The organism is Geodermatophilus sp. SYSU D01186, from assembly GCF_054050215.1.
This window is the reverse complement of the sequence record NZ_JBJGYW010000017.1, coordinates 25,671-51,593: the sequence shown is the minus strand read 5'-3', so window position 1 is coordinate 51,593 and position 25,923 is coordinate 25,671. Positions and strand designations below refer to the sequence as shown.

Genomic DNA, 25,923 nt, shown 5'->3' with positions numbered 1-25,923 from the left:
GGGATACCCGCAGGTGGCTGCCCGCCCCCACACTGTCCGCCGTGACCAGCAGCATGATCACCGAACGGGTGCGGGCGCAGGTGGGCGGCCTGGCCGCCAGCGGGCTCGACGCGCCCACCTTCGCGCAGTCGGCGCTCGAGGTGCTGTCCCGGGCGGTGCCGTTCGCGGCGGCGTGCTTCGCGACCGCCGACCCCGCGACCGGCCTGGTCACCGGCACCGTGAAGGCGGTGTTCGACGACCACCACGACGACGAGTGGGCGCACTTCGAGTACGAGGTGCCCGACCCGTCGGCGTTCCTGCAGGTGAACCAGCGGCCCGGCCGGGTGCTGGGGCTGCGGACGGCGACCGAGGGCCGGCCGGACCTCTCGCCCCGCTTCTCCCGGTTCATCCGGCGCCACTGGGACCTCGACGACGAGATGCGCGCCGCGCTCACCGTCGACGGCACCACCTGGGGCTTCCTCGCGCTGTTCCGCGACGGCCCGGCTGCCGCCTTCAACCCGCCGGAGCAGGAGTTCCTCAGCAGCATCGGCTCGACCCTGGCCACCGGCCTGCGCAGCGGGCTGCTGGCGGCCGCTGCGGTCGACGGCGCCGCCCCCGTCGACGGGCCGGCGGTGCTCGTGCTGGGGGCCGACGGCGAGCTCGCCTCGGCCAGCGTCGGCGCCGCGGCGCAGGTCGCCGAGCTGGGCGGCGGGCCGCTGGGGGAGGAGCCGCTGCCGCTGGCCCTGCTCAGCCTGGTGGGCGCCGCCCGGCGGGGCGCCGCCGACGGACAGCCCATGGTGCCGCGGGTGCGGCTGCGCACGCGGTCGGGGCACTGGGTGGTCGCGCACGCCTCGCGGCTGGTGTCCCGCGACGGCACGGCGTCCGACGTCGTCGTGACCATCGAGGAGGCGCGGCCGCCGGAGATCGTGCCCCTGGTCGTGGCCGCCTTCGGCCTCACGCCACGCGAGCGGGACGTCGTCCAGCTCGTGCTGCAAGGGGTGGACACCAGCGGCATCGCGGCGGCGCTGCACCTGTCGGCCTACACCGTGCAGGACCACCTCAAGGCGGTCTTCGCCAAGGTCGGCGTCCGCAGCCGCCGCGAGCTGACCGCGCGGGTGTTCTTCGACCAGTACGCCCCCCGGCTGGCGGCGGGCCGGGAGCCGGGGCCGTCGGGCTGGTTCCGCGACCCCGCCTGACCGCGGACCGGGAGCGGGGGCGCTGCCTGACCGGCCCGGTCCGGCTAGCGTGACGGGGACCACGTCGAGCGGCTGACCCCCGGCTCCCGGGGACGGCCACAGCACCGGGGAGCCCGACATGCACGTGCCCTTGACCACCCGAGACTTCCTGGACCGCGCCGAGCTCGTCTACGGCGACCGGGTCGGCATCGTCGACGAGCCCAACCAGCCGGCGCCGTCCACCGGTGAGCTCACCTACCGCGAGGTGGCCCGGCGCGGGCGGGCCCTGCAGGCCGGGCTCGACGCGCTCGGGGTGGGCGAGGGGGAGCGGGTGGCGATCGTCAGCCACAACGCCGGCCGGCTGCTGGAGTGCCTGCTGGCGGTCCCGTCGTCGGGGCGGGTCGCCGTCCCGGTCAACTTCCGGCTGCAGCCGGAGGAGGTGAGCTACATCGTCGGCCACTGCGGCGCGCGCGTGCTGCTGGTCGACCCGGAGCTGGAGCCGGCGCTCAAGAGCGTGGAGGCCGAGCACAAGTTCACGACCGGCGAGGAGTACGAGCAGCTGCTGCGCTTCGACACCGAGCCGCGGCCGTGGTCGGAACCGGACGAGGACGCCACCGCGACCATCAACTACACGAGCGGGACGACGGCCCGGCCCAAGGGCGTGCAGATGACCCACCGCAACGAGTGGGTCAACGCCGTCACCTTCGCGATGCACATGCAGATCAGCGACCGCGACGTCTACATGCACACGCTGCCGATGTTCCACTGCAACGGCTGGGGGCTGCCGTACTCCACGACGGGCCTCGGCGCCCGCCAGGTCGTGCTGCGCAAGGTGGACGGCGCGGAGATCCTGCGCCGGGTCGAGCAGCACGGTGTCACGGTCATGGCCGGGGCGCCCGCGGTGTGGAACGCCGTACTCGACGCCGCCGCGGAGTGGCAGGGGGAGATCCCGGGACGCGACCGGGTGCGCATCATCGTGGCCGGCGCCCCGCCGCCCTCGCGGACCATCGCGCGCGTCGAGGCCGAGCTCGGCTGGGAGTTCAACCAGATCTACGGCCTCACCGAGACCGCGCCGCTGCTCACCATCAACCGCCCGCGTGAGGAGTACGACGGGCTGCCGCCGGAGGAGCGGGCCAAGCGGCTGTCGCGGGCCGGGGTGCCGGCGCTGGGCACCCGGCTGACGACCAGTGAGTCCGGCGAGGTGCTGGCCCAGGGCAACACGGTCCTGGCCGGCTACTGGGAGAACCCCGACGCCACCGCCGAGGCGCTGGAGGGCGGCTGGTTCCACACCGGGGACGGCGGCACGATCGACGAGGGCGGCTACCTCACCATCTCCGACCGCAAGAAGGACGTGATCATCACCGGTGGCGAGAACGTCTCCTCCATCGAGGTGGAGGACGCCGTCTTCAGCCACCCGGCGGTCGCCGAGGTCGCGGTCATCGGCGTCCCCGACGACAAGTGGGGGGAGATGGTGACCGCGATCGTCGTCCTGGCCGAGGGCCAGTCGGCGACGGCGGAGGAGATCATCGCCCACTGCCGGCAGCGGATCGCCACCTACAAGGCGCCCAAGCGGGTGGAGTTCGCCGACGAGCTGGCCCGCACCGCCACCGGGAAGATCCAGAAGTTCAAGCTGCGCGAGGCGTTCTGGTCCACATCGGACCGTCAGGTGAACTGACCCGACATCACCCGGCCGGGGGAGGACCCCCTCAACCCCCTCCCCGGCCGGGTCGATCCCCGCACCAGGAAGCGCCCTCCGGGGCGCGTCGGCGCAGGGTCGAAGAGGGGTCGGTTCGTGGACAGCGCAGCGCGAACGGAGCAGGGCCGGGCGAGGGTCAGGGGCCCCCGCTGGCTCCGCGGTGTCGGGACGGCGGCCGCCGCGCTCGTGGTCGTCGGCCTGGCACCGGGGACGGCGCTGGCCACCCCGGGGGACGACGCGGTCGCGGCCGCGCGCAGCGAGCGCGACGCCGCCGCGGCGCGGGCCGGCGCGCTCAGCGCGCAGCTGGCCGAGGCCGAGGCCGCCGCCGACGCGGCGCACCAGGCCGCCCAGATCGCGCTGCAGGAGTACGAGGAGCGCCGCGCCGCGCAGGAGGAGGCGCAGAGCGCGGCCGACGCCGCGGCCGAGGCCGCCGCCGAGGCGGAGGCCGACCTGGCGCGCGGCCGCGCCCAGGTGGTCGCCTTCGCGCGGTCGAGCTACATGCAGGGCAGCACCGCGCCCGGGGCGGCGGCGCTCCTCAGCGCCGAGGGCCCGGGCCAGCTGGTGGAGCGGGCGGCCCTCCTGGACGCCGCCGGCTCCCACCGCGTGGACGTCGTCGCCGAGCTGACCGTCCTCGAGGAGCAGGCCACCGCCGCCGAGGACGCGGCCACGCAGGCGGTGCTGGAGGCCACCGAGCTGCAGACCTCGGCGGGGGAGGCCCTGGCCGCCGCCCAGCAGCAGGAGGTCTCCGCCCGCGCCCAGACCGCGGCCCTGGCCGAGCAGCGGGTCACCCTGGAGGCCGAGCTCGCCGCGGCGCAGGAGGCCCTCTACGGCGCCGAGGGTGCCCGGGACGCCGCTGCCGCGGCCGCCGCGGCAGCCGAGGCGGCGCGCTCCCGCCCGCCGGCCACCACGCCGTCGTCGTCCGGGAACTCGGCCGGCTCGTCGTCCGCGAGTTCGGGCGGCTCGTCGTCCGGCGGCTCGTCGTCCGGCGGCTCGTCGTCGGGGACCTCGGCCAAGCCCACCGCGGACACCACGGCCGGGACGCCCACCGGGTCGGCCGTGCAGATCGCGATCGCCGCGGCGAAGTCCCAGCGCGGGCTGCCCTACAGCTGGGGCGGCGGCAACAGCCGGGGCCCGTCCTACGGCATCACGCCGGACACCGCGGTCTTCGGCTTCGACTGCTCGGGCCTGACCGAGTACGCCTACGCCCAGGCCGGCATCCCCATCGGCAGCACCAGCCGGGACCAGTGGTGGCGGTTCCGCGACCGGACCGTGGCGGCCTCGGACCTGCAGGCCGGGGACCTGGTGTTCTGGGCCACCGGCTCGGCCTACACCTCGATCTACCACGTGGCGCTCTACATCGGTGGCGGTCAGGTGATCCAGGCCCCGCAGAGCGGCGACGTCGTCCGGATCTCGTCGATGTGGTTCGGCTCGAACTACTACGGAGCCGTGCGCCCGACCGGCTGAGACCGCTGGGCAGAAGGGCGTCGGGCAGCCACGGGGGGAGCTGCCCGACGCAGGATCGAGGCTAGCAGCCTGGAGTGCCCGCGGGCAGGGGTGTGCACACGCCACGCGGACGGTCGGCGTGGCGGATCCACGGGGCCGGCGGCTCGCCCGGCGAGAGCGGATGGCGGACGTCCAGGAGCCGTCCAGGTCCGTGTAGGACACTGGCTCTCCGACGGGACGATCCCCAGCGAGGAGACCGCGTGACCAGCGCCGCCAGCACCCCCCTCGAGCAGCCTGCCGGCGCGACCGCCGCCGGCCAGCCGGTCCCGCCGTCGGCCGACGCGGCCCGCCTGGAGCGGGTGCTGTTCGAGATCAAGCGGGTCATCGTCGGCCAGGACCGGCTGGTCGAGCGGATGCTCGTCGCCCTGCTCGCCCGCGGCCACGTGCTGCTCGAAGGCGTGCCCGGGGTGGCCAAGACCCTCGCGGTGGAGACGCTCGCCACCGTCGTCGGCGGCAGGTTCGCCCGCCTGCAGTTCACCCCCGACCTGGTGCCGGCCGACATCATCGGCACCCGCATCTACAAGGCCGGCCAGGACACCTTCGCCACCGAACTCGGCCCGGTGTTCGCCAACTTCGTCCTCACCGACGAGATCAACCGCGCGCCGGCCAAGGTGCAGTCGGCGCTGCTGGAGGTCATGGCCGAGCGGCAGGTCTCCATCGGCGGGGTCACCCACCCGCTGCCCGACCCCTTCCTCGTGCTGGCCACGCAGAACCCGATCGAGTCCGAGGGCGTCTACCCGCTGCCCGAGGCACAGCGCGACCGCTTCCTCATGAAGGTGCTCGTGGACTACCCGAGCCCCGAGGAGGAGCGGGAGATCGTCTACCGGATGGGGTCGACCCCGCCGGTGGCCGAGACCGTCCTCGGGCCGGCCGACCTGCTGCGGATGCAGCGCACCGCCTCGCAGGTGTTCGTCCACCACGCGCTGGTCGACTACGTCGTCCGCCTGGTGGTGGCCACCCGCGCGCCGCGCGAGCACGGCATGGAGGACGTCGCCTCGTGGGTCTCCTACGGCGCCAGCCCGCGCGCCTCCCTGGGGCTGATCGCCGCCAGCCGGGCGCTGGCGCTGGTCCGCGGCCGGGACTACGTGCTCCCGCAGGACGTCCTCGACGTCACCGCCGACGTGCTCCGCCACCGCCTGGTGCTCTCCTACGACGCCCTGGCCGACGGCGTGCCCGCCGACCACGTGGTCAAGCGGATCCTGCAGACGGTGCCTCTGCCGCAGGTCACCCCGAGGCAGCGGGCCGGCGGCTTCGGCCCGGGCGTCCCGGGTGGGCCGGCCGTGCCGCAGTTCGGTCCGCCGCAGGGCCAGCCACCGTTCGCTCCGGGCCAGCCCGCTCCGCAGTTCGGCCCGCCGCAGGGCCAGCCGGTGCCGCAGTTCGGCCCCGGTCCGGCCGGTGCGCAGGGCCCGAACGGCCCGCAGGGTCACCCGGCTCCCCAGGGGCAGCCGGGCAGCGCGCCGCAGGGTGAGGCCGGCTCCGCCCCCAACGGCTACGCACGCGGGTCCGCGCCGGCGTGATCCTCCGTCGCCGCACGGCGGACACCGCGGACCCGGGGCCGCCGGGGCGCGCACCGACGCCCGGCAGCGGCATCGACCCGGGGGCCGGTGACGGCGCACCGCCGCACTTCGCCGAGGGCCCGGCCGACGTCCTGCTGCAGCGGCTGGAGCTGACCATCCGGCGACGCCTCGACGGGCTGCTGCAGGGCGACCACCTGGGGCTGGTCCCTGGTTCGGGCAGCGAAGCCGGCGACTCCCGCACCTACCACCCCGGCGACGACGTCCGGCGGATGGACTGGCCGGTCACGGCGCGCACCCTGGTGCCGCACGTCCGCGAGACGATCGCCGACCGCGAGCTGGAGACGTGGGCGGTCGTGGACCTCTCGGCCAGCCTCGACTTCGGCACCGCCCTGTGCCAGAAGCGCGACCTGGCGATCGCCGGCCTGGCCGCGGTGAGCCACCTGACCGTCCGGGGCGGCAACCGCCTCGGCGCCGTGGTCACCACCGGCGAGCGGCTCGACCGCTACCCGGCGGGTTCGGGCCGGCTGGCCGCCGACCGGCTGCTGCGCGCCGTCGTCGCCACCCCGCGGGCGTCGGGCGGGCGCCGCGGCGACCTCGCCGCCGCGCTCGAGTCGCTGCGCCGGCCGCAGCGGCGGCGGGGCCTCGTCGTCGTCGTGTCGGACTTCCTGGGTTCTGACGCGCGGGGCCCCGCCGACTGGGAGCGTCCGCTCCGCGGCCTGTCCGCGCGGCACGAGCTGCTGGCCATCGAGGTGGTCGACCCCCGGGAGCTGGAGCTGCCCGACGTCGGGCTGCTCACCGTCGTCGACCCGGAGAGCGGGCAGACGCTGGAGGTGCCGACCGGCAACGCGGAGTTCCGCGCCCGGTTCGCCGCCGGCGCCGCCGCCCAGCGCCGGGAGATCGCCGCGGCGCTGCGCCGGGCCGGCGCCGGGCACCTGCAGCTGCGCACGGACCGCGACTGGCTGATGGACGTCGTCCGGTTCGTCGCCGAGCGCCGGCGTGCCGGCAGCGGAGGAGCCGTCCGATGACCTTCCAGGCCCCGCTGTGGCTGCTCGCCGTGCTCGCCGTCGTGGCCCTCGTCGCGCTGTACGTGGTGCTGCAACTGCGCCGCAAGGCCTACGCGGCCCGGTTCACCAACGTCGCGCTGCTCGACACGCTGGTGCCCAAGCGGCCCGGGTGGCGGCGGCACCTGGCCTTCGCCCTGGTCGCGCTCGGGATGGTCGCGCTGCTGGTGTCGCTCGCCGTCCCCTCCACCGAGGTCCGGGTGCCGCGGGAGCGGGCCACGGTGGTCATGGCCGTCGACGTGTCGCTGTCGATGCAGGCCACCGACATCGAGCCGAGCCGGTTCCAGGCGATGCAGGAGGCGGCCAAGGAGTTCGTCGACGTCCTGCCGCCGCGGATCAACCTCGGGCTGGTGTCCTTCGCCGGGACGGCGACCACCGTGGTCACGCCGACCACCGACCGCGGGCAGGTGCGTGCCGCGATCGACAACCTCGACCTGGCCGAGTCGACCGCGATCGGCGAGGCGGTGTTCACCTCGCTGACGGCGATCCAGAACTACCAGGCGGCGCTGGACTCGTCGGAGGAGGAGCTGCCGCCGGCGCGGATCGTGCTGCTCTCCGACGGCTACAACACCGTGGGCCGCGACGACACCCAGGCCATCGACGCCGCCGTCGACGCGGGCATCCCGGTCTCCACCATCGCGTTCGGCACCGACTACGGCACCCTCGACCTCGACGGCGAGCGGGTCCCCGTGCCGGTGGACCGCGAGACGCTGGAGCGGGTCGCCGACGAGACCGGGGGCAGCTACAGCGAGGCGGCCAGCGCCGCGGAGCTCGAGCAGGTCTACGAGGACCTCGGCAGCCAGATCGGCTACACCACCGAGCCCCGCGACGTCAGCTACTGGTTCGTCCGCGGCGGCGTGCTCGCGGCCCTGGTGGGCCTCGTCCTCAGCCTGCTCTGGACCAACCGCATCGTGTGAGAGCAGTCGCTGGAGAGCGGTCCCCGCACTCCAGCGACTCCGCGTCAGCGCGCGGGATCGAGCGTGAGCTTGCCGGTGGTGCGGCGGGCGAGCAGGTCCTGGTGGGCCTCCCGGACGGCGGTCAGCGGGTAGCGGCCCCCGGCGATGGGCTGGATCGACCCGTCGGCGACCAGCGGCAGCAGCTCGCTCAGCGCGGCGTCCATCATGTGCGGCCGGGCCATGCAGTGGGCCAGCCAGAACCCGATGACGGCGCGGCTCCTCTGCAGCAGCGCCCCCGGCGGCACCGCGCGGGTCTCCTGGCGCGCGGCCATGCCGTACGTGACCAGCCGGCCGAAGGGGGCCAGCGCCGACAGGGAGCCGGCGAAGACGTTGCCACCGGTCATCTCCAGGACGACGTCCACCGGCTTGCCGCCGTTGGCCTCGCGCAGCGCGGCGGTGAAGGCCTTCGGGTCGTCGTCGGCGAGGGCGGGGTCGACGCTCGCGTCGGCGCCGAGCCGCTCGGTCAGGGCCCGCTTCTCCGCGCTGGAGGCGGTGGCGATGACCCGGCCGGCGCCCCACCGGCGGGCCAGCTGGATCGCCAGCGAGCCGACCCCGCCGGCGCCGGCGACCACCACGACGGTCTCCCCGGTGGCCAGGTGCGCGCTGGTGCGCAGCAGGTGCCAGGCGGTCGCTCCCTGGAGGACGACGGCCAGCGCCTGCTCGTCGGTGACGCCGTCGGGCACCTCCCAGGTGAGCCGGGGATGGGCGGCCACCTTCTCCGCGTACCCGCCACCGTCGAGCAGCCCGACCACCCGCGGCCCGCCGCCGGCCGGCGTCCCGACGAACTCCGCGCCGGGGACCAGCGGCAGCTGTTGCGGCGCGAGGTAGCTGTCCTCGATCTGGTGGGTGTCGGCGAAGTTCACGCCGGCGGAGGAGACGTCGAACAGCTGCTGGCCGTCGCCGGGGACGGGGTCGGGCAGGTCGACGACGTCGAGGACCTCGGGCCCGCCGAAGCGGGTGATCTGCACGGCACGCATGCAGGGGAGGCTAGGGCGTGACGCCCGCCTCGCGTCGCCGGGACGGTGACTGGGACGTCCGTCCCGGAGGGCGTCGGAGGGCCCGCCGAGAGGTCAGCGTGCCCTCGGTCCACGCTCGCCCGCGGGTGGGTCCCGTCGTCACGCGACGTCGGTGCGGGCGCCGGTCAGGTACTCGCGCACCGCCGGCTCGGGGACCCGGAAGGACCGGCCGACGCGCACGGCCGCCAGCTCTCCGCCGTGCACGAGGCGGTACACGGTCATCTTGGACACGCGCATGATCGCCGCCACCTCGGCCACGGTCAGGAAGCTGATCGCGGCGCGCGGTGCAGGGCGTCCAGCCGCCGGCGGGCGGACAGCCGTCGGCTGTGCCGGTCCCGGCCGCACGGCCACGGGGACGGGCACGGCGGGCCGGGTCCGCAGCGGCGGGCCGTAGGCGGCCGGACGGAGGACGGTCGGAGCGGGGGAGCGCTGGGGAAGGGACACGTCGTACCTCTCGGGGGGGTGGTCAACGGGACACGAGGCCAGCTGGCCGCTGGCGACGGTGTGCGTCTGTGCTGACACCGACCGTAAGGGGAAGGGCCCGGCCGCCGCGAGGACACCGGAGGACGAGACGAACCGGTCCCGCTCGTCACTAGTTGACCGTGCGCCGCCGGGGACGGGGTGGGTGGCCGTCGGGTCCGGTGCGTCAGCCCCGTCGGGGGCTCAGCCGATCCACCGGCGCATCTCACCGGCCAGGACCCGGCCGAACCGGAGCTCGGGGAAGTGGGCGCCGGCCCCGTAGGTGTGCTCGTCCTCGAGTTCCCGGAACAGGCGGGCCCGGACCTCGGCGGCGAGCCGGGGGTCGAGGTCGCCCAGAGCGTGCCACGACGGTTCGTCCAGCTGCTGGGGGCAGGTGATCGCGTCGCCGAGGAGCAGCGCCCGGTGCACCCCGGAGGACACGATGACCGACAGGTGGCCCGGGGTGTGCCCGGGGGTCGGCGTGAGGTCGACGCCGGGGACGACGGTGGTGTCGTCGCCGACGAGGTGGATGCGGGCGCTGTCCGTGGATCGCATCCCGTGCCGGATGTGGTCGAGCATCCGGCTCTGCGGGTCGAGCACGAAGTGCTGCCAGTTGGCCGCGCCGAACCAGAGCTGGGCCCGCGGGAAGACCGGCCGGCCGGCCAGGTCGAAGAGCCACCCGCAGTGGTCGAGGTGCAGGTGGGTGCAGATGACGACGTCGACGTCCTCCGGACCCACCCCGGCGGCGCACAGCCCGGTGATGAGCTGCCCGCCGACGAGCAGTCTCCGCGGGCCGTCGTCGTGCAGGTCGGGGCCCAGGCCCGTGTCGACCAGGACCACGTGCGAGCCGGTCCGGACGAGGAAGCACCCGATCGGCAGCCACGCCTGGCCGTGCCGGTCGAAGAGGTCCTCGTGGCCGTGCGCGGTGACGTGCTCCCCGAAGTAACCGGGACTGGCGCGGAAGGTGCCGTCGGCGATCGGGTGGACGTCGATGTCGCCGACCCTCATGAGTCCCCCCTCCCCGCGGTGCCTGTGACGACGTTCCCGCAGGTCGGCGACGACGGCCAGCCGGACCGGCTCGGGTGTGCTGCCGGATCAGCCCATCGTCTTCTGGCCGTCGATGGCCTCCCGCAGGATGTCGGCGTGGCCGGCGTGCTGGGCGGTCTCCGCGATGATGTGCAGGAACACCCGCCGCGCCGACCAGCGGGCGCCCGCCTCGAACCACGGCGCCTCGGGCAGCGCGTGCTCGGCGTCCAGGTCGGGGAAGCCGGCCACGAGCTCGTCGGTGTGCCGCGCGACCTCCTCGTACTCGGCGAGCACGCCGGCCAGCGTCTCCCCGGGAGCCAGGTGCCAGTGCCGGGTCTGGACGTCGGGGCCCCAGTTGCGGTGCATCGCCTCGGCGCCACCCTCGGCGAACCGGGCCCAGCCCGCCTCCGTGGCCGCCACGTGCTTGATCAGCCCGGCGAGGTTGAGCGCGCTGACGGTCGGCCGCCGTTGCGCCTGCTCGTCGGTCAGGTCGCGGACGGTGAACCGGAGGAAGGACCGGTGCCGCCGCAGCGACTCGATCAGGTCGGCCCGCTCGCGGGTGAGGGTGGTCGTGCCGGTCATGGGATCGCCTCCGTCGTCCTCCGGTGGGTCGGTGCCGACGCTAGGGGCAGCCGGTGCCCGACGGGAGTCCGGACGGCGGCGATCGGCGGCACCGGTCAGGGCCCTGTCCGGTGCCACACTCGGCCGATGATCGAGCCGTACACCGCCGTCGGCCTGGTCCCCGCGGTGCGTGGCATCCGCACGCGCGCGGACATCGGCCGCAACCTGGAGCACATCGCCCACCTGTTCAAGGCGGCCTCGTGGCTGTCGAGCCTGGAGCTGCCGGTGCGGCTCGTCGCCATCCCGGAGGGGGGCCTGCAGGCGTTCAACGACGAGGTGCTCGACCTGGACCACGAGACCTTCGCCCGCGACTGCGCGATCGACATCCCGGGTCCGGAGACGGAGTTCCTCGGGGACCTGGCCCGGACCTACGACACCTTCGTGATGGCCCAGGCGAAGGCCCGGCACGAGGCCTTCCCCGGCCGGTTCTTCAACGTCGGGTTCGCCCTCGACCCGCGGGGGGAGCTGATCCTGACGCACCACAAGCTGACGACGCTCTACCCGGTGGAGCACTCGATGACCCCGCACGACGTGTGGGACCGCTGGGTGGAGCTGTACGGGCTCACCCTCGACGCGTTCTTCCCCGTGGCCGACACCGAGATCGGCCGGCTGGGCGTGCTGATGGCCAACGAGGGCTCGTACCCGGAGAACGCGCGAGGCCTGGCGATGAACGGCGCCGAGGTGGTCTACCGCGCCTCCTACCCCCATCCGCACACGGGCAACGAGTTCTTCGAGATCCAGAGCCGGGCGCGGGCACTGGACAACAACTTCTACGTCGTCGCCCCGAACCTGGCGACGTACTACCTGCAGCCGGAGTCGCAGGACCCGATCGACACCTTCGGCGGCCGGTCGATGGTCATCGACTACCGGGGCCGGATCGTCGGGCAGCACCTGTACGGCTCCGGGTCGTCCTACGTCGCGGGCACCATCGACATCGGGGCGCTGCGGCACTTCCGGACCCACGCCCAGTGGGACAACTGGGTGAAGGACCTCCGGACCGAGCTCTACCAGCTCGTGTACCGCGACTCGGTCTACCCGCCCAACCTCTACGCCGACCGGGCGCCGTTCACCCACGCGGAGTTCCGCGAGCAGGTCATCGCCCGCCAGATCGCACTGATGGTCGAGCGGGGGGTGTGGGTGGACCCGGCCCGGGGTTCCTGAGCCCCCCGGTCGAGGCCGCGCGTCGCCCGCGTCCCTGGCCGGGGGAGCAGTTCGTCCCTGTCCGCGCGGGGAGGGCGCGGCCATGCTCTGCAGGGGTCCGGCCGACTCCGCGAGAGGAACTGGCATGTCCGTGACCCCCAGCGACACCGAACTCAAGGCGCGCCACCGGAAGATGTGGGCCTCCGGCGACTACCCCCGCATGGTCGAGACGTGGCTGCTGCCGCTCGGCCCCCGGCTGGTGGAGGCCTGCGACATCCGCGAGGGGCAGCGGGTGCTCGACGTCGCGGCCGGCACGGGCAACGCCTCGCTCCCCGCCGCCGAGCGCGGTGCGCGCGTGACCGCGAGCGACCTGACCCCCGAGCTGCTGGAGGCCGGCCGGCACCGCGCCAAGGCCCAGGGGCTGGACCTGGAGTGGACGGAGGCCGACGCGGAGGACCTGCCCTTCGACGACGCCTCCTTCGACGTCGTCATGTCCTCGATCGGGGTCATGTTCGCGCCGCACCACCAGGACGCCGCCGACCAGCTCGTGCGCGTGTGCCGGCCCGGCGGGAGCATCGGACTGCTGTGCTGGACGCCGGAGGGCATGATCGGTGCGCTGTTCCGGACGATGAAGCCGTTCGCCCCGCCGCCTCCGCCCGGGGCGCAGCCGCCGCCGCTGTGGGGCAGCGAGGACCACCTGCGGGAGCTGCTCGGTGACCGGGTCGAGTGGCGCACGCTGACCCGCGACGTCCTGGAGGTCACCGCCTTCCGTGACCCCCACGACTTCGCCCGGCACTTCAAGGACTACTACGGGCCGACGATCGCCGCCCGCGCCAACGCCGAGCGCGAGGGACGCGCGGCCGAGCTCGACGAGGCGCTCGACCGTTTCTGCGACGAGTGGAACCGCGGGACGCCGGATCAAGCGCGGTTCGACATGGAGTACCTGGTCGCCGTCGGCACCCGGCGCTGACCCGGGACGAGGCCGCTCACCGGTCGGCGTCGTCGCGCGCCAGCCGGAGCCAGCCGAGCAGGAGGGCGCCGGCGGCCCACACCAGCAACGTCGTCACCGACGACGCCTCGGTCATCCCCGGCACCCCTCCGAGCAGCAGGAACGCCGCACCGGACCCGGGCAGGGCCTCGGCGAGCGCGGAGGTCCACGCGAAGCCGAACTGCGGCAGCACGAGCGGGAGCACCAGCATTCCGAGGAAGACCGTGACCAGGGTGCCGGCCGTGCTGCGCAGCAGAAAGCCGAGGCCGACCGCGAGGGCGGCGCCTGCCGCGACGACGAGGGCGACGGTGCCGAGCGTGTCGAGGCCCTCGTCGACCGGCAGACCGACGGCCGGGCGGCCGGCGGCGAACGCCGCGAGCCCGGCGGCCAGCGCCAGCAGCACCCCGGCAGCCGTGGCGACGGCCACCGTCACGCCGGTGCGGGCCAGCATCAGGACGCCGCGGCGCGGGGTCCACTGCAGGGCGGGGACGATGCCGCCGGTGGCGTAGTCCGACGTGACGGCGGTGAGGGCCAGGACGAGCAGGCCGAACTGCGCCGGCATGACGGTCACGCTCACCACCTCCCAGGCCACGGCACTGCCGGGGGCGACCGGGTCCCCGGCCACGTCGAAGCCGGCGACGGTCGCGATCCCGAGCATGGTGACGGCGGCCGCGGCCAGGGACCACCAGCTCGCCCTGACCGTCCAGAGCCGGGTCCACTCGGCGGCGCAGGTGCGGGCGAGCACCCGGCCGGGAGAGACGGCGGAGGCTGCGGGGGTGGTGGGCGCCGCGGTCACGGTGCTCCCTCCGTCGTCGGTACCGGCACGGCCCGGTCGCCGGCGTACTCGACGCTCTCGCCGGTCAGCGCGAGGTAGGCGTCCTCGAGGGACTGGGCGACCTCGGAGAGGTGGTGCAGCGGGATGTCGGCGGCGTTGGCGAGCTCGCCGACGTCCTCGGCGGTGCCGTCGACCTGCAGCTCGTGCGCGTCGACGCGGCGGACGGCGAGGCCGTGCTGCCGGAGCCGGGTGAGCAGGGCCTCGGCCTGCGGGGTGCGCACCCGTACCGAGCGGTTCCCCAGCCCGCGCAGGATCTCCTCCGTCGTCGCGTCGGCGATCAGCCGGCCGCGGCCGATGACGATCAGCCGGTCGGCGGTCTGCTCCATCTCGCTGAGCAGGTGGCTGGAGACCAGCACGGTCCGCCCCTCGTCGGCGAGCCGGCGCAGCAGCCCGCGGATCCACCGGACGCCGTCGAGGTCCAGCCCGTTGACCGGCTCGTCGAACAGCAGGACGCGCGGCCCGGCGAGCAGCGCCGCGGCGATCCCGAGGCGCTGGCGCATCCCGAGCGAGTAGCCCGTGATCCGGCGGCGGGCCGCCCGGCCGAGCCCGACCTGCTCGATCACCTCGTCCACCCGGCGCTGCGGGACGCCGTTGGTGCGGGCGGCCACGCGCAGGTGGTTGCGCCCGGTGCGGCCGGGGTGCACGGAGCCGGGGTCGAGGAGCGCGCCCACCTCGCGCAACGGCTCGGGGAGGGTGGCGAGGGGTCGCCCGTTGACGAGAGCCCGCCCGGAGGTGGGCCGGTCCAGGCCGAGCACCATCCGCATGGTCGTGGACTTCCCGGCCCCGTTCGGCCCCAGGAAGCCGGTGACCATCCCCGGCTGGACGTCGAAGCTCAGGTCGTCGACGGCCAGGACGTCGCCGTAGCGCTTCGTCAGCCCCCGGACCTCGATCACCGGGAGGCCTCGTGGGGGGCGTCGGAGTCCTCCGGGACCCACTCGAGCAGGTCACCGGGCTGGCAGTCGAGCACCCGGCACATCGCCTCGAGGGTGCTGAAGCGGACGGCCTTGGCGCGGCCGTTCTTCAGGACGGCCACGTTCGCCGGTGTGAGGCCGACGCGCTCGGCGAACTCGCCGACGCTCATCTTGCGTCTGGCCAGCTCCACGTCGATGCGGACGACGATGGGCATCAGATGACCGCTTCCATGTCGGTCCGCAGCGTCGTGGCCTGCCGCAGCAGCTGGCGCATCACGACCATGAGCAGCCCCACCACGGCGCCGACCAGCAGCAGCACGAGCAGCAGGGCGGGCAGCACCGGGTCGTCGCTGACCTCGTCGACGATGAAGTAGTACGAGCAGACGAAGGCGCCCAGGAGCATCGCCCACCCGGCGGCGATCGCCCCGACGATCGCGTTCACCCACGGCAGGGCGCTCTCGCTGAAGATGCGGTCGTGCCGCACCAGGGTCAGGAGCTTCCAGGTGCACACGATGACGACCTGGACGCACACCAGCCCCAGCACCGAGACCGCCAGCATCGTCCACCGCATGAACGACTGCTCCAGCGACGGGTCGGCGATGTCGGGCAGCAGCCCGGGCAGGGCGGCGAACTGCGCCACGACCAGCGCGGCGAACACCAGCGCGAGCAGGACCCGGAGCGGGCCCACGGCCCGGTGTTCCTTCGGCATGGATCGACCTTCGGCCGGAACCTATCGACTGTCAATAGCCCACGCCGGTGCGTCGTCGGCTGAGACGCATCCAGACCGCCAGAAGGACAAGGAACCTGTGCATTCCGACCGGGGCCGTGACAGGGTGGTCTGCGTCACAGTCGAGGTGTGCCGGGCGCCGTCCCGGCAGGAGCAGGGGGACACGTGGACAGGTGGGGAACCCGACTGGCGGCGGTGGCCGGAGCCGCCGCGCTGGTGGCCGGCGGAGGTCTGCTCCCGTCGGCGAGCGCCGCACCGGCGGCCGACCCCGTCGCGCCGCCGGGACAGTACGAGGGCCGGCTGGGCAGCGGCGCCACGTGGGTGGGGCACGTGCCGGAGCGGTGGAACGGGACCGTCGTCCTGTTCGCGCACGGCTTCGGGCCGCTGGTGGCGCGCGACGCCCCGGACGACGCGACCCGGCAGGAGCTGCTGGGCCAGGGCTACGCCCTCGTGGGCTCGTCCTACTCCGGGCCGTCGATGTGGGCGCTGGAGTCCGCCGTGGACGACCAGTACGCCGCACTGGAGGCCTTCGAGACCACGCTCGGCGTCGAGCCGGAGCGGACGATCGCCTTCGGCCGGTCCATGGGCGGCCTGGTGAGCGCCCGGCAGGCCGAGGACCCGAGGGGCGAGATCGACGGCGTCCTGACCACCTGCGGGCTGGTCGCCGGTGCGCTCAACCTGAACGACTACCAGCTCGACGGGGTGCACGCACTCTCCACGCTGCTGGCCCCCGGCCAGGACATCCCGCTGGTCCGGTACGCGAGCCCGGAGCAGGCCGCGCAGGCGGCGGCCGACCTGACCGCGGCGGTGACCGCGGCCCAGGAGAGCCCCGAGGGCCGGGCCCGGATCGCCCTGGCCGCGGCGTTCCTCAACATGGCGACCTGGTACTCCGGCGACGCCCCGGCGGACCCGCGCGACCCCGCGGCCGAGCAGGTGCAGCAGTACGAGGCCCTGGTGGGCGGCGGCCTCGAGCGGTACGTCACCGGGCGGCAGCAGATCGAGCTGGTGGCCGGCGGCAACAGCGCCTACAACGCGGGGGTCGACTACCGCGAGCTGCTGGACAGCAGCCCTCGCGCCGCCCAGGTGCGCGCGCTGTACCGGGAGGCCGGGCTGGACCTGGATGCCGACCTCGACACGCTGACCAGCCAGGCCGACGTCGTGGCCGATCCGGCCGCCGTCGACGACCTCACCCGCTCGTCGATGGTGACCGGCGAGCTGGAGGTCCCGGAGCTGGCCATCCACACCGTCGCCGACGAGCTGGTGCCGGTCGAGCACGAGGACTGGTACGCCGAGCAGGTGCACCGGGCCGGTGACGCCCGGCTGCTGCGCCAGGCCTACGTCGAGGGCGCGGGTCACTGCGAGTTCCAGCCGGCGGAGCAGGTCGCGGCCCTGCAGGCCCTGGAGCAGCGGCTGGACACCGGCCGCTGGGGGGACGCCGCCTCGCCGGAGCAGCTGAACGCCGCTGCCGACGCGCTCGGGCTGGGCACGACCGCGAGGTACACCCCGTTCGACCCGGCGCGCCTGGTCGGCGGGCTCGGGGAGCCGGGGCGGGACGCGGACGACTAGGTCGCCGGGCGCGGGACGGGCCGGCTGCCGCGCGCACCCGGCCCGTCCCGCCGTCGGTCGGTCGGCTCAGCGCGGTGGCTGGCTGTCCAGGGCGGTCCGGCACAGCAGGACGTAGCGGCGCAGGTCCTCGGCCTGTCCCGAGCTCAGTGGGGCGACCATCCTCGACTCGAGCCGGCCCACCTCGTCCCGGTACCGGTCGAGCAGCTCCTGGCCCCGCGCGGTGAGCCGCAGGACCCGCCGGCGCCGGTCGCGCGGGTCGGCCACCCGTGACAGCAGGCCCCGCTCCTCGAGGACGGCGACCATGTCCGCCGCGCTCTGGTCGGTGACGAACGAGTTGCGGGCCAGCTCCGCGGTGCTCAGGTCCGCGTGCCGCTCGAGCACGGTCAGCGCCGTGTACTGCAGAGGCGTGATGGCGGCCGGGCGCAGCACCTCGTCCAGCCGGGCGCGCACCGCCTGCTCCAGCTGCTTGACCAGGTAGAGCGTGGACGGGCGGCTGGGCGAGGACACCCCGCCATCTTGGCCCACCCGGCGGGGCCGGGAGCACGACCGAGGGCCGGACCCCGCTCGGGGTCCGGTCCTCGGCAGGTGCTGGGCTACGCCTTGACGGCCAGCACCGGGCGGGTGGCGTCGAGCAGGATCCGCTGGGCGGCGCTGCCCATGAGCAGCTTCCCGACGGGGGATCGGCGGCGCAGGCCGATGACGATGACCGAGGCGTCGGACTCGTCGGCCACCCGGAGCACCTCGTCGGCCAGGTCGCCGGCGTGCGGCGCCTGCCGCACCTCGAGCGGGACCCCGGCGTCGGCGGCCCGGGCGGACAGCTGCGCGACCAGCTCCGGGGGTGCGACGTCGGTGCTGACGGGGGCACCGCTGCGCGGGGTGTTGAGGACCAGGAGGTCCTCGCCGCGACGGCGGGCCTCCTCGAGCCCCGCGGTGAAGGCGGCGTCGCCCTCCGGGGTGGGGACGAATCCGGTCAGGACGGTCACACGAGCTCCTTCTCGTCGGACTGGTGGGCCGCACGCCGGGCGGGGGCCCGGCGGCGCGTGAGGACGGTCCGGATCACGGGGAGGAGCAGGACCAGCAGGAAGACGGCGAACAGCGTCCCGGAGATCGGCCGGGTGAGGAAGCCGGTCGGGTTCCCCTCGAAGATCAGCAGCGACCGCCGCAGCGACTCCTCCAGCAGCGAGCCGAGGACGAAGGCGAGCACCAGCGGGCCGGGGTCGAAGCCCAGCTTCTTCATCAGGTAGCCGATCGCGCCGAAGGCGATGACCAGCACGATGTCGAAGACGTTGTTGCGCACCGTGTAGACGCCGACGAGCGTGATGAGCACGGTGATCGGGGCCAGCACGGTGGCCCGCACCCGCAGGATCCGGACGAACACGCCGACCAGCGGGATGCTCATGATCAGCAACAGGATGTTGCCGATGTACATGGAGTTGACCACGCCCCAGAAGAGCTGCGGGTCCTCGCTCACCAGTTGCGGGCCGGGCGTCACGCCCTGGATGAGCAGCGCGCCGAAGATGACCGCCATGGTCGCGTTGGCCGGGATGCCCAGCGTCAGCAGCGGGATGAACGACGACGTCGCGGCGGCGTTGTTCGCCGTCTCCGGGGCCGCCACCCCCTCGACGGCGCCCTGGCCGAAGCGCTCCGGGGTCTTGGAGCGGCGCTTCTCCAGCGCGTAGGCGGCCAGCGAGGACAGCGTCGCGCCGCCGCCGGGGAGGATGCCGAGCAGGAAGCCGAGGACCGAGCCGCGGCCGATCGCGCCGGAGGACCGCCGCAGGTCCTTGCGCGACGGCCACACGTTGGCGACCTTCGCCGGGGCCTGGACGGCGCGGTGCCGCTCCTCGAGGTTGTAGAGGATCTCGCCGAGTCCGAACAGGCCCATCGCGATCGGCACGAAGTCCAGCCCGTCGGCGAGGTCGAGGCTGCCGAAGGTGAACCGCTCGGCGCCGGTGAAGCCGTCGCGGCCGACGGTGGCCAGGAGCAGCCCGGCCGAGGCGGCGATGACCGCCTTGAGCCGGTCGCCCCCGCTGACGGTCGACACGAGCAGGATGCCCAGCAGCGCGAGCGCGGTGTACTCCGGTGGGCCGAAGTCGAGGGCGAACCCGGCGACCACCGGCGCGACGATCGACAGCGCGACGATGGAGACCGTCCCGCCGACGAACGAGCCGATCGCGGCGATGCCGAGCGCGGTGCCGGCCCTGCCCTGCCGCGCCAGCGCGTGGCCGTCGAAGACGGTGACCACGGAGGAGGCCTCGCCGGGCAGCCGCAGCAGCACCGAGGTGATCGTCCCGCCGTACTGGGCGCCGTAGAAGATGCCCGCCAGCATGATGATCGCGGTGACCGGCTCGATGCCGAAGGTCAGCGGCAGCAGGATCGCGATCGTCGCCGCCGGGCCGAGGCCGGGCAGCACGCCGATCAGCATGCCGATGACGACGCCGATCAGGCAGTAGAGCAGGTTGGTCGGCTCGAGGACGACGGAGAAGCCCTCGAGCACGGGGGAGAGGTCCACCGCTGCCTCCTAGAACAGGTGCGGGATCGGGACCGAGAGGGCCGCGACGAAGACCAGGTAGAACCCGGCGACGACGGCCAGACTCGTGATGACGGACAGGCGCCAGCTCTCGTGCCCGAGGAAGCGCAGCCAGACGAACACCAGGAGCACTGCCGGGATCTCGAAGCCGATGACGCTGATGAGCGCCACGAACACGAGCATCGAGACCAGTCCGGCCACGACGAGCCAGCTGGCGCGGGTGAAGCGCTCGGCGTCGTGCGTGCGGCCGGCGAGGGGGAGCAGCGCCAGCCCGAGGACGACGAGGACGATGCCGATCAGCAGCGGCCACATGCCGGCGGCCGGGGTGGCCGCGCTGCCGACGTCCAAGCGGAACGCGCCGGCGATCGTCGCGGCCCCGAGCGCCACCACCACCAGGGCGATGACCACGTTGGCGACCGGGCCGGCCGGTGGCGGCCGGTCCTCGTCCTCGATCTCGTGGAGGGCGTCCTCGAGCTCGTGCACCGTCTCGGCCACGCCGTGGTGCCCGGGGGAGGGCGGCTCCCCGGCGGCCGCCGGACCGCCGGGGGCCGCCGAGGTACCGCCCTGGGGCGAGGTCACTGCCCGCCGCCGAGGTCGATCGAGTACTGCTCGACCAGGGACCGGTAGTTCTCGAGGTTCTCGGTCCACTGCTGCTGGAGCTCCTCGCCGCCGACCTCGTTCGGCGTGAGCAGCCGCTCCTCGTTGAAGGCTTGGTAGTCCGCGCTGGCGAAGGCGGCCTGGAAGGCCTCCTCCAGCTGCGTCAGGACCTCCTCGGGCGTGCCCTCCGGCGCGGCGATGGCGCGGGACTGCTGCACCGGCACGTCGTAGCCGGCCTCCACGGCGGTCGGGGTGTCCGGCAGGTACTGCGGACGCTCCTCGGCGAAGGTCACGATCGGCACCAGCTCGCCGGCCTCGATCTGCGCGGCGGCCTCACCCAGCTGCACCGAGCCGACGTCGACCTGGCCGCCGAGCACCGCGGTCAGGGTGGGGGAGCCGCCGTCGAACGGGACGGCGGTGGCGTCGATGCCGGCCTGGGCGAAGAGCAGCTCCTGCGACAGCTGGCTGCCGGTGCCCACGCCGGTGGTCCCGAAGGTGATCGGCCGGCCGGCGGTCTTGATGTCGTCGACGGTGGTGAAGCCGGTCTGGGGGCTGGTGACCAGCACGTAGTCGTCCTGGGAGATGCCCGTGACGACCTCGTAGTCGTTGATGTCCACCGCCTCGTCCTCGCTGACCGCCAGCGGGGTGATGTAGGCGAGGCTGCCGACGAAGGTCATCAGCGTCTGGCCGTCGGCCTCCGCGCCGGCGAGCTCCTGGGCGGCCACCGCGCCGTTGGCACCGGGCCGGTTCTCGACGGTGACCGGCACGCCGAGCTCGTCGGACGCCTTGTCGGCGAGGGCCCGGGCGATGAGGTCGGTGCTGCCGCCGGCGTCCTGCCCGACCAGCAGCGTGATCGGGCCGTCGGGGAACGCCGCGGCGGCGTCCTCGCTGCTCCCGCCCCCCAGGTTGCCGCCGCAGGCGGCCAGCGAGAGGGCGGTCACGAGACCGAGCCCGGCGGTCAGGCCGCGGCGGTTCCGGGAGGTGCTGGTCATGTCGCGCTCCTGTGCGAGGGGAGGATCCCCGGGTCGACGGCTGCTGTGAGCGTCGTCACCCGGAAACGGTCGCGGCGAGCGTAGGTAGGCCGTTCCATGCCTGTCCAAGTTCACTCGTGCATCGATTGATACCCTGAGAGCATGGGCTACACGCTGGAGCAGCTGAGGGGCTTCGTCGCCGTCGCGGACGAGTTGCACTTCGGCCGGGCGGCCGAACGGCTGAGCATGACCCAGCCGCCGCTGAGCCGGCAGATCCAGAAGCTGGAGCGCAGCGTCGGGGCCCAACTGCTGGAGCGGGACAACCGCCGGGTCGCGCTGACCGCCGCCGGTGAGGTGTTCCTCGCCGAGGCCCGCCGGCTGCTCGCCCTGGCCGACGCCGCACCCGAGGTGGCCCGCCGGGTGTCGTCGGGCTCCAGCGGCCTGGTCCGGATCGGCTTCACCGCCGCCTCCACCTACGGCACCCTCGGCCGGCTGCTCAACGAGGTCGCCCGGGAACTGCCGGACGTCGACGTCGAGCTCGCCGAGATGGTCACCCGCGAGCAGGTCGGCGGCCTGCTCAACGAGGAGGTCGACCTGGGCCTGGCCCGGCCGCCGTTCGACGCGGAGACCTTCGGTTCCCGCCTCCTGCTCCGCGAGGCGATGCTCGTCGCCGTCCCGGCCGGTCACCGGCTGATCGGGCTGGGCCGGCCGGTCACCGCCGACGATCTCCGCGGCGAGGCGGTGGTCATGCACTCCCCGACGAAGGCGCGGTACTTCTACGACCTCGTGGTGGGGCTCGTGCCGGTGGCGCACGAGAACGTCGTCCACACCGTGAGCCAGGTGCTCACGATGCTGTGGCTGGTGGCGGCCCGCCGGGGCGTCGCCTTCGTGCCCGAGTCCGCCAGCCGGCTGCCCATCGACGGGGTCGCGTTCGTGCCCCTGGCGACGCCGGTCCCCGAGCCGGTCGAGCTGCACCTGATCTGGATGCGCCAGTCCCGCAACCCGGCCCTGTGGCGGGTCCTCGACGTCCTCGGGCGGGCGTTCCCCGCCTCCTGACGATGCTCTGGTGGCATCGGTCGATGCGCAACAACTCTTGGACAGGCATCATCAACTCTTCCTACGGTGACGCCGACCACCTCCGGACCCGCCTCCTGCGGATGACTCCGGACCCGTCGGACCCGAGGACGACCCCGTGACCCTGCTGCCGCCCGCCGAGCTCGCCACCCGGTTGAAGTCCGGCCTGCTCTCCTTCCCGGTGACCCACTTCGACGCCGACCTGCAGTTCGACGAGCCGCGCTACCGCGAGCACCTCGCGTGGCAGTCCGGCTTCGACGTCGCCGGCCTGTTCGCCGCCGGCGGGACCGGGGAGGGCTTCTCGCTCACCAGCGCCGAGATCGACCGGGTCGTCCGCGTGGCCGTGGACGAGGTCGCCGGCCGGGTGCCCGTGCTCGCCCCCGCCACCGGCGGCACGGCCGAGTCGGTGGCCCAGGCGCGCGCGGCGCAGGACGCCGGGGCCGACGGCATCCTGCTCTTCCCGCCCTACCTCACCGAGGCCAGCCAGGCCGGGCTGGTCGAGCACATCAGCGCCGTCTGCCGGGCCACCGACCTCGGCGTCATCGTGTACAGCCGGGCCAACGCCGTCCTGCGCGACGTCACCGTCGCCGAGGTCGCCGACCGCAACCCGAACCTCATCGGGCTCAAGGACGGCATCGGCGACATCGAGCAGATGACCCGCACCTACGCGAAGGTCGGCGACCGGTTGATCTACGTCGGCGGCCTGCCGACCGCCGAGACGTTCGCACTGCCGCTGCTGCAGCTCGGCGTGAGCACCTACTCCTCGGCGCTCTACAACTTCCTGCCCGCGTTCGCGCTGGAGTTCTACGCCGCCGTCCGCGCCCAGGACCGCACGGCGGTCTACGGGATGCTCAACGACTTCGTCATCCCCTACGCCGACATCCGCGACCGGCAGAAGGGGTACGCCGTCTCCATCGTCAAGGCCGGCCTGACCGCCGTCGGCCGCGACGGCGGCCGCGTGCGTCCGCCGCTGACCGACCTGACCGCGACGGAGCTCGACGAGCTGACCGCGCTGGTCGGCAAGGTCTCCTGACCCGCCCCGCACCCCTGGAGGACGGCATGAGCCGCACGCCCACCGTCGCCCGCGTCGAGGTGGTCCCCGTCGCCGGGCACGACAGCATGCTGCTGAACCTCAGCGGCGCGCACGGCCCCTTCTTCACCCGCAACATCGCGATCGTCAGCGACAGCGAGGGCCGGACCGGGGTGGGGGAGGTCCCCGGTGGCGAGGCCATCCGCCGCACGATCGAGGACGCCGCCGAGCTGCTCGTCGGCCAGCCCGTCGCCGCCCTCGGCCGGCTGCTGCGCGCGGTCTCGGCGACCTTCGCCGACCGGGACGCCGGCGGCCGCGGTCTGCAGACCTTCGACCTGCGGACGACGATCCACGCGGTCACCGCGCTGGAGTCGGCGCTGCTGGACCTGCTCGGCCAGCACCTCGGCGTCCCGGTGGCGGAGCTGCTCGGCGAGGGGCAGCAGCGCGACTCCGTCCCGATGCTGGGCTACCTGTTCTACGTCGGCGACCGGCGGGCCACCGACCTGCCCTACCTCGCCGAGACCGACCCGGCCGACGACTGGGAGCGGCTGCGGCGGGAGCCGGCGCTGACCCCCGAGGCGGTCGTCGCGCTGGCCGAGGCGGCGCAGGCCCGGTACGGGTTCAGCGACTTCAAGCTCAAGGGCGGCGTGCTGGCCGGCGAGGAGGAGGTCGCCGCCGTCCGGGCGCTGGCGCAGCGGTTCCCCGACGCGCGCATCACCCTCGACCCCAACGGCGGCTGGCTCCTGGCCGACGCCGTCGAGCTGTGCCGCGACCTGCACGGCGTCCTGGCCTACGCCGAGGACCCGGTCGGCGCCGAGGGCGGCTTCTCCGGCCGCGAGGTGATGTCGGAGTTCCGCCGGGCCACCGGCCTGCCGACGGCGACGAACATGGTCGCGACCGACTGGCGGCAGATGGCCCACGCCGTCCGGTCCAACGCCGTCGACATCCCGCTGGCCGACCCGCACTTCTGGACGATGCGCGGCTCGGTGCGCGTCGCCCAGCTGTGCCACGAGTTCGGCCTGACCTGGGGCTCGCACTCGAACAACCACTTCGACATCTCGCTGGCCATGTTCACGCAGGTGGGCGCGGCCGCCCCGGGGCAGATCACCGCCCTGGACACGCACTGGATCTGGCAGGACGGGCAGGCGCTGACCCGCAAGCCGCTGCTGATCCGGGACGGCGCCATCGGGGTGCCGACGGCACCCGGGCTCGGCGTCGAGCTGGACCGGGACGCGCTCGCCGCGGCCCACGAGCTCTACCTCGAGCACGGCCTCGGTGCCCGGGACGACGCGGTCGCCATGCAGTACCTCGTGCCGGGCTGGCAGTTCGACCCCAAGCGCCCGTGCCTGGTCCGCTGACCCCGTGGAGACCGCGATGACGACGACCGTGCCCGCCCCGTTCCTCTCCTCCGCCCCGGCGGTGCTCGACCGGATCGAGTCGGTGACCCTCTCGTCGGTCACCCTGCCGCTGCCCAACCCGATCAGCGACGCCAAGGTCTTCACCGGCCGGCAGCGGCCGATGACCGAGGTCGCGTTCCTGTTCGCCGAGATCCGCACCGAGGCCGGGCACGAGGGCGTCGGCTTCAGCTACTCCAAGCGGGCCGGTGGCCCGGCGCAGTTCGCGCACGCCCGCGAGATCGCCCCCGACCTGATCGGTGAGGACCCCAGCGACATCGCCCGGCTGTGGACCAAGCTGGTCTGGGCCGGGGCGTCGGTGGGTCGCAGCGGCGCCTCGACGCAGGCGATCGCGGCGATCGACGTCGCGCTGTGGGACCTCAAGGCCAAGCGGGCCGGCCTGCCGCTGGCCAAACTGCTGGGCGCGCACCGCGACTCGGTGCGCTGCTACAACACCTCCGGCGGCTTCCTGCACGAGTCGATCGAGCAGGTGGTGGACAACGCCACCCGGACGCTGGAGTCCGGCGTCGGCGGCATCAAGATCAAGGTCGGCCTGCCCGACTCCGCCGAGGACCTGCGCCGGGTGCGCGCGGTCCGCGAGCACCTCGGCGACGGCGTCCCGTTCATGGTCGACGCCAACCAGCAGTGGGACCGGCCGACCGCGATGCGGGTCTGCCGCCGGCTGGAGGAGTTCGACCTGGTCTGGATCGAGGAGCCGCTGGACGCCCACGACGCCGAGGGGCACGCCCAGCTGGCCCGCACGCTGGACACCGCGATCGCCACGGGTGAGATGCTCACCAGCGTCGCCGAGCACGCCGAGCTGATCCGGCACGGCTCGGTGGACGTCATCCAGCCCGACGCCCCGCGGATCGGCGGCATCACCCAGTTCCTGCAGCTCGCCACCCTGGCCGACGTCGCGAACCTGCAGCTGGCGCCGCACTTCGCGATGGAGATCCACGTCCACCTGGCCGCGGCCTACCCGCGGGAGCCGTGGGTGGAGCACTTCGACTGGCTGTACCCGCTGTTCAACGAGCGTCTCGAGACCCGGCACGGCCGCATGTACATCTCCGACCGGCCCGGCCTCGGCGTCACCCTCAGCGACCAGGCCCGCGCCTGGACCGTGGACCGAGTGCACGTCACCACGGCCCGCTGAA

The 25,923-nt window shown here is 74.1% G+C and carries 26 protein-coding genes; 13 read left to right on the top strand and 13 right to left on the bottom strand.

Going from position 1 to position 25,923, the window contains the following annotated elements; genetic code table 11:
* The first annotated feature begins 41 nt into the window (after positions 1-41).
* The 6 genes from ACI784_RS14065 to ACI784_RS14040 all read left to right on the top strand — a co-directional run bounded on the left by ACI784_RS14065 (position 42) and on the right by ACI784_RS14040 (position 7,848).
* Positions 42-1,175, top strand: coding sequence for a response regulator transcription factor (locus ACI784_RS14065; protein WP_457013880.1), 1,134 nt, complete (start codon positions 42-44; stop codon positions 1,173-1,175).
* Between the two features lie 118 nt (positions 1,176-1,293).
* The gene (locus ACI784_RS14060) at positions 1,294-2,829 is read left to right on the top strand and encodes a long-chain-fatty-acid--CoA ligase (RefSeq protein WP_456923720.1); all 1,536 of its coding nucleotides are present in this window, start codon (positions 1,294-1,296) and stop codon (positions 2,827-2,829) included.
* A 117-nt stretch (positions 2,830-2,946) separates the two neighbouring features.
* The gene (locus ACI784_RS14055) at positions 2,947-4,314 is read left to right on the top strand and encodes a C40 family peptidase (protein ID WP_457013879.1); all 1,368 of its coding nucleotides are present in this window, start codon (positions 2,947-2,949) and stop codon (positions 4,312-4,314) included.
* Between the two features lie 239 nt (positions 4,315-4,553).
* Positions 4,554-5,870 carry an AAA family ATPase gene (locus tag ACI784_RS14050; RefSeq protein ID WP_456923717.1) on the top strand — a complete coding sequence of 439 codons (1,317 nt, stop codon included), beginning with the start codon at positions 4,554-4,556 and terminating at the stop codon, positions 5,868-5,870.
* Positions 5,867-6,895 (top strand): DUF58 domain-containing protein, encoded by a 1,029-nt coding sequence (locus ACI784_RS14045; protein WP_456923716.1) that lies wholly within the window; start codon positions 5,867-5,869, stop codon positions 6,893-6,895. Before ACI784_RS14050 ends, ACI784_RS14045 begins: the two co-directional genes overlap by 4 nt.
* The gene (locus tag ACI784_RS14040) at positions 6,892-7,848 is read left to right on the top strand and encodes a VWA domain-containing protein (protein ID WP_457013878.1); all 957 of its coding nucleotides are present in this window, start codon (positions 6,892-6,894) and stop codon (positions 7,846-7,848) included. Before ACI784_RS14045 ends, ACI784_RS14040 begins: the two co-directional genes overlap by 4 nt.
* Before the next feature lie 44 nt (positions 7,849-7,892).
* On the opposite strand, the gene ACI784_RS14035 is transcribed toward ACI784_RS14040, so the two are convergent.
* From ACI784_RS14035 to ACI784_RS14020, 4 genes are all read right to left on the bottom strand, one after another.
* Positions 7,893-8,864 (bottom strand): quinone oxidoreductase family protein, encoded by a 972-nt coding sequence (locus ACI784_RS14035; RefSeq protein ID WP_456923714.1) that lies wholly within the window; start codon positions 8,862-8,864, stop codon positions 7,893-7,895.
* Between the two features lie 138 nt (positions 8,865-9,002).
* Positions 9,003-9,161: a helix-turn-helix domain-containing protein gene (locus tag ACI784_RS14030; RefSeq protein ID WP_456923713.1), complete on the bottom strand. Its 159-nt coding sequence runs from the start codon at positions 9,159-9,161 to the stop codon at positions 9,003-9,005.
* Between the two features lie 405 nt (positions 9,162-9,566).
* Complete coding sequence (locus tag ACI784_RS14025) at positions 9,567-10,370, bottom strand: MBL fold metallo-hydrolase (RefSeq protein WP_457013877.1); 804 nt, start codon at positions 10,368-10,370, stop codon at positions 9,567-9,569.
* An 87-nt stretch (positions 10,371-10,457) separates the two neighbouring features.
* Positions 10,458-10,970 carry a DinB family protein gene (locus ACI784_RS14020; protein WP_457013876.1) on the bottom strand — a complete coding sequence of 171 codons (513 nt, stop codon included), beginning with the start codon at positions 10,968-10,970 and terminating at the stop codon, positions 10,458-10,460.
* A gap of 126 nt (positions 10,971-11,096) precedes the next feature.
* On the opposite strand from ACI784_RS14020, the gene ACI784_RS14015 reads away from it, so the two are divergent.
* Together ACI784_RS14015 and ACI784_RS14010 are read left to right on the top strand one after the other, a co-directional pair.
* Positions 11,097-12,170 carry a nitrilase-related carbon-nitrogen hydrolase gene (locus ACI784_RS14015; RefSeq protein WP_457013875.1) on the top strand — a complete coding sequence of 358 codons (1,074 nt, stop codon included), beginning with the start codon at positions 11,097-11,099 and terminating at the stop codon, positions 12,168-12,170.
* Positions 12,171-12,294: 124 nt separating this feature from the next.
* Positions 12,295-13,119, top strand: coding sequence for a class I SAM-dependent methyltransferase (locus ACI784_RS14010; protein WP_457013874.1), 825 nt, complete (start codon positions 12,295-12,297; stop codon positions 13,117-13,119).
* A gap of 16 nt (positions 13,120-13,135) precedes the next feature.
* Here the strand turns inward: ACI784_RS14010 and ACI784_RS14005 are convergent, their stop codons facing one another.
* From ACI784_RS14005 to ACI784_RS13990, 4 genes are read right to left on the bottom strand one after another with little or no spacing between them, the layout of a single operon-like run.
* Positions 13,136-13,933, bottom strand: a complete 798-nt coding sequence (locus ACI784_RS14005) for a hypothetical protein (protein ID WP_457013873.1) — start codon at positions 13,931-13,933, stop codon at positions 13,136-13,138.
* The gene (locus tag ACI784_RS14000) at positions 13,930-14,865 is read right to left on the bottom strand and encodes an ABC transporter ATP-binding protein (protein ID WP_457013872.1); all 936 of its coding nucleotides are present in this window, start codon (positions 14,863-14,865) and stop codon (positions 13,930-13,932) included. The genes ACI784_RS14005 and ACI784_RS14000 overlap by 4 nt, the downstream gene beginning before the upstream one ends.
* A complete protein-coding gene (locus ACI784_RS13995) occupies positions 14,862-15,098 on the bottom strand; it encodes a helix-turn-helix domain-containing protein (RefSeq protein ID WP_456923705.1) in 237 nt (78 codons plus the stop codon). The genes ACI784_RS14000 and ACI784_RS13995 overlap by 4 nt, the downstream gene beginning before the upstream one ends.
* Positions 15,098-15,592: a DUF2975 domain-containing protein gene (locus tag ACI784_RS13990; RefSeq protein WP_457013871.1), complete on the bottom strand. Its 495-nt coding sequence runs from the start codon at positions 15,590-15,592 to the stop codon at positions 15,098-15,100. The genes ACI784_RS13995 and ACI784_RS13990 overlap by 1 nt, the downstream gene beginning before the upstream one ends.
* Before the next feature lie 183 nt (positions 15,593-15,775).
* On the opposite strand from ACI784_RS13990, the gene ACI784_RS13985 reads away from it, so the two are divergent.
* On the top strand, positions 15,776-17,176 hold the full coding sequence (locus ACI784_RS13985; protein ID WP_456923703.1) for an alpha/beta hydrolase family protein: 1,401 nt from the start codon (positions 15,776-15,778) through the stop codon (positions 17,174-17,176).
* Between the two features lie 66 nt (positions 17,177-17,242).
* Here the strand turns inward: ACI784_RS13985 and ACI784_RS13980 are convergent, their stop codons facing one another.
* The 5 genes from ACI784_RS13980 to ACI784_RS13960 form a co-directional block, all read right to left on the bottom strand.
* On the bottom strand, positions 17,243-17,683 hold the full coding sequence (locus ACI784_RS13980) for a MarR family winged helix-turn-helix transcriptional regulator (protein WP_456923702.1): 441 nt from the start codon (positions 17,681-17,683) through the stop codon (positions 17,243-17,245).
* 86 nt (positions 17,684-17,769) lie between these two features.
* Positions 17,770-18,159: a universal stress protein gene (locus ACI784_RS13975; protein WP_457013870.1), complete on the bottom strand. Its 390-nt coding sequence runs from the start codon at positions 18,157-18,159 to the stop codon at positions 17,770-17,772.
* On the bottom strand, positions 18,156-19,685 hold the full coding sequence (locus ACI784_RS13970; protein WP_457013869.1) for a tripartite tricarboxylate transporter permease: 1,530 nt from the start codon (positions 19,683-19,685) through the stop codon (positions 18,156-18,158). Before ACI784_RS13970 ends, ACI784_RS13975 begins: the two co-directional genes overlap by 4 nt.
* Before the next feature lie 9 nt (positions 19,686-19,694).
* The gene (locus ACI784_RS13965) at positions 19,695-20,282 is read right to left on the bottom strand and encodes a tripartite tricarboxylate transporter TctB family protein (RefSeq protein WP_457013868.1); all 588 of its coding nucleotides are present in this window, start codon (positions 20,280-20,282) and stop codon (positions 19,695-19,697) included.
* The gene (locus ACI784_RS13960; protein ID WP_457013867.1) at positions 20,279-21,292 is read right to left on the bottom strand and encodes a tripartite tricarboxylate transporter substrate binding protein; all 1,014 of its coding nucleotides are present in this window, start codon (positions 21,290-21,292) and stop codon (positions 20,279-20,281) included. Before ACI784_RS13960 ends, ACI784_RS13965 begins: the two co-directional genes overlap by 4 nt.
* Before the next feature lie 141 nt (positions 21,293-21,433).
* Here ACI784_RS13960 and ACI784_RS13955 point away from each other — a divergent pair, with 141 nt between their 5' ends.
* The 4 genes from ACI784_RS13955 to ACI784_RS13940 all read left to right on the top strand — a co-directional run bounded on the left by ACI784_RS13955 (position 21,434) and on the right by ACI784_RS13940 (position 25,922).
* Positions 21,434-22,327 carry a LysR substrate-binding domain-containing protein gene (locus ACI784_RS13955; RefSeq protein ID WP_457013866.1) on the top strand — a complete coding sequence of 298 codons (894 nt, stop codon included), beginning with the start codon at positions 21,434-21,436 and terminating at the stop codon, positions 22,325-22,327.
* Positions 22,328-22,463: 136 nt separating this feature from the next.
* A complete protein-coding gene (gene kdgD / locus ACI784_RS13950) occupies positions 22,464-23,378 on the top strand; it encodes a 5-dehydro-4-deoxyglucarate dehydratase (protein ID WP_456923696.1) in 915 nt (304 codons plus the stop codon).
* Between the two features lie 26 nt (positions 23,379-23,404).
* Positions 23,405-24,733 carry an enolase C-terminal domain-like protein gene (locus ACI784_RS13945; protein ID WP_457013865.1) on the top strand — a complete coding sequence of 443 codons (1,329 nt, stop codon included), beginning with the start codon at positions 23,405-23,407 and terminating at the stop codon, positions 24,731-24,733.
* A gap of 16 nt (positions 24,734-24,749) precedes the next feature.
* On the top strand, positions 24,750-25,922 hold the full coding sequence (locus ACI784_RS13940) for an L-talarate/galactarate dehydratase (protein ID WP_457013864.1): 1,173 nt from the start codon (positions 24,750-24,752) through the stop codon (positions 25,920-25,922).
* The last annotated feature ends 1 nt before the right edge of the window (position 25,923 follow it).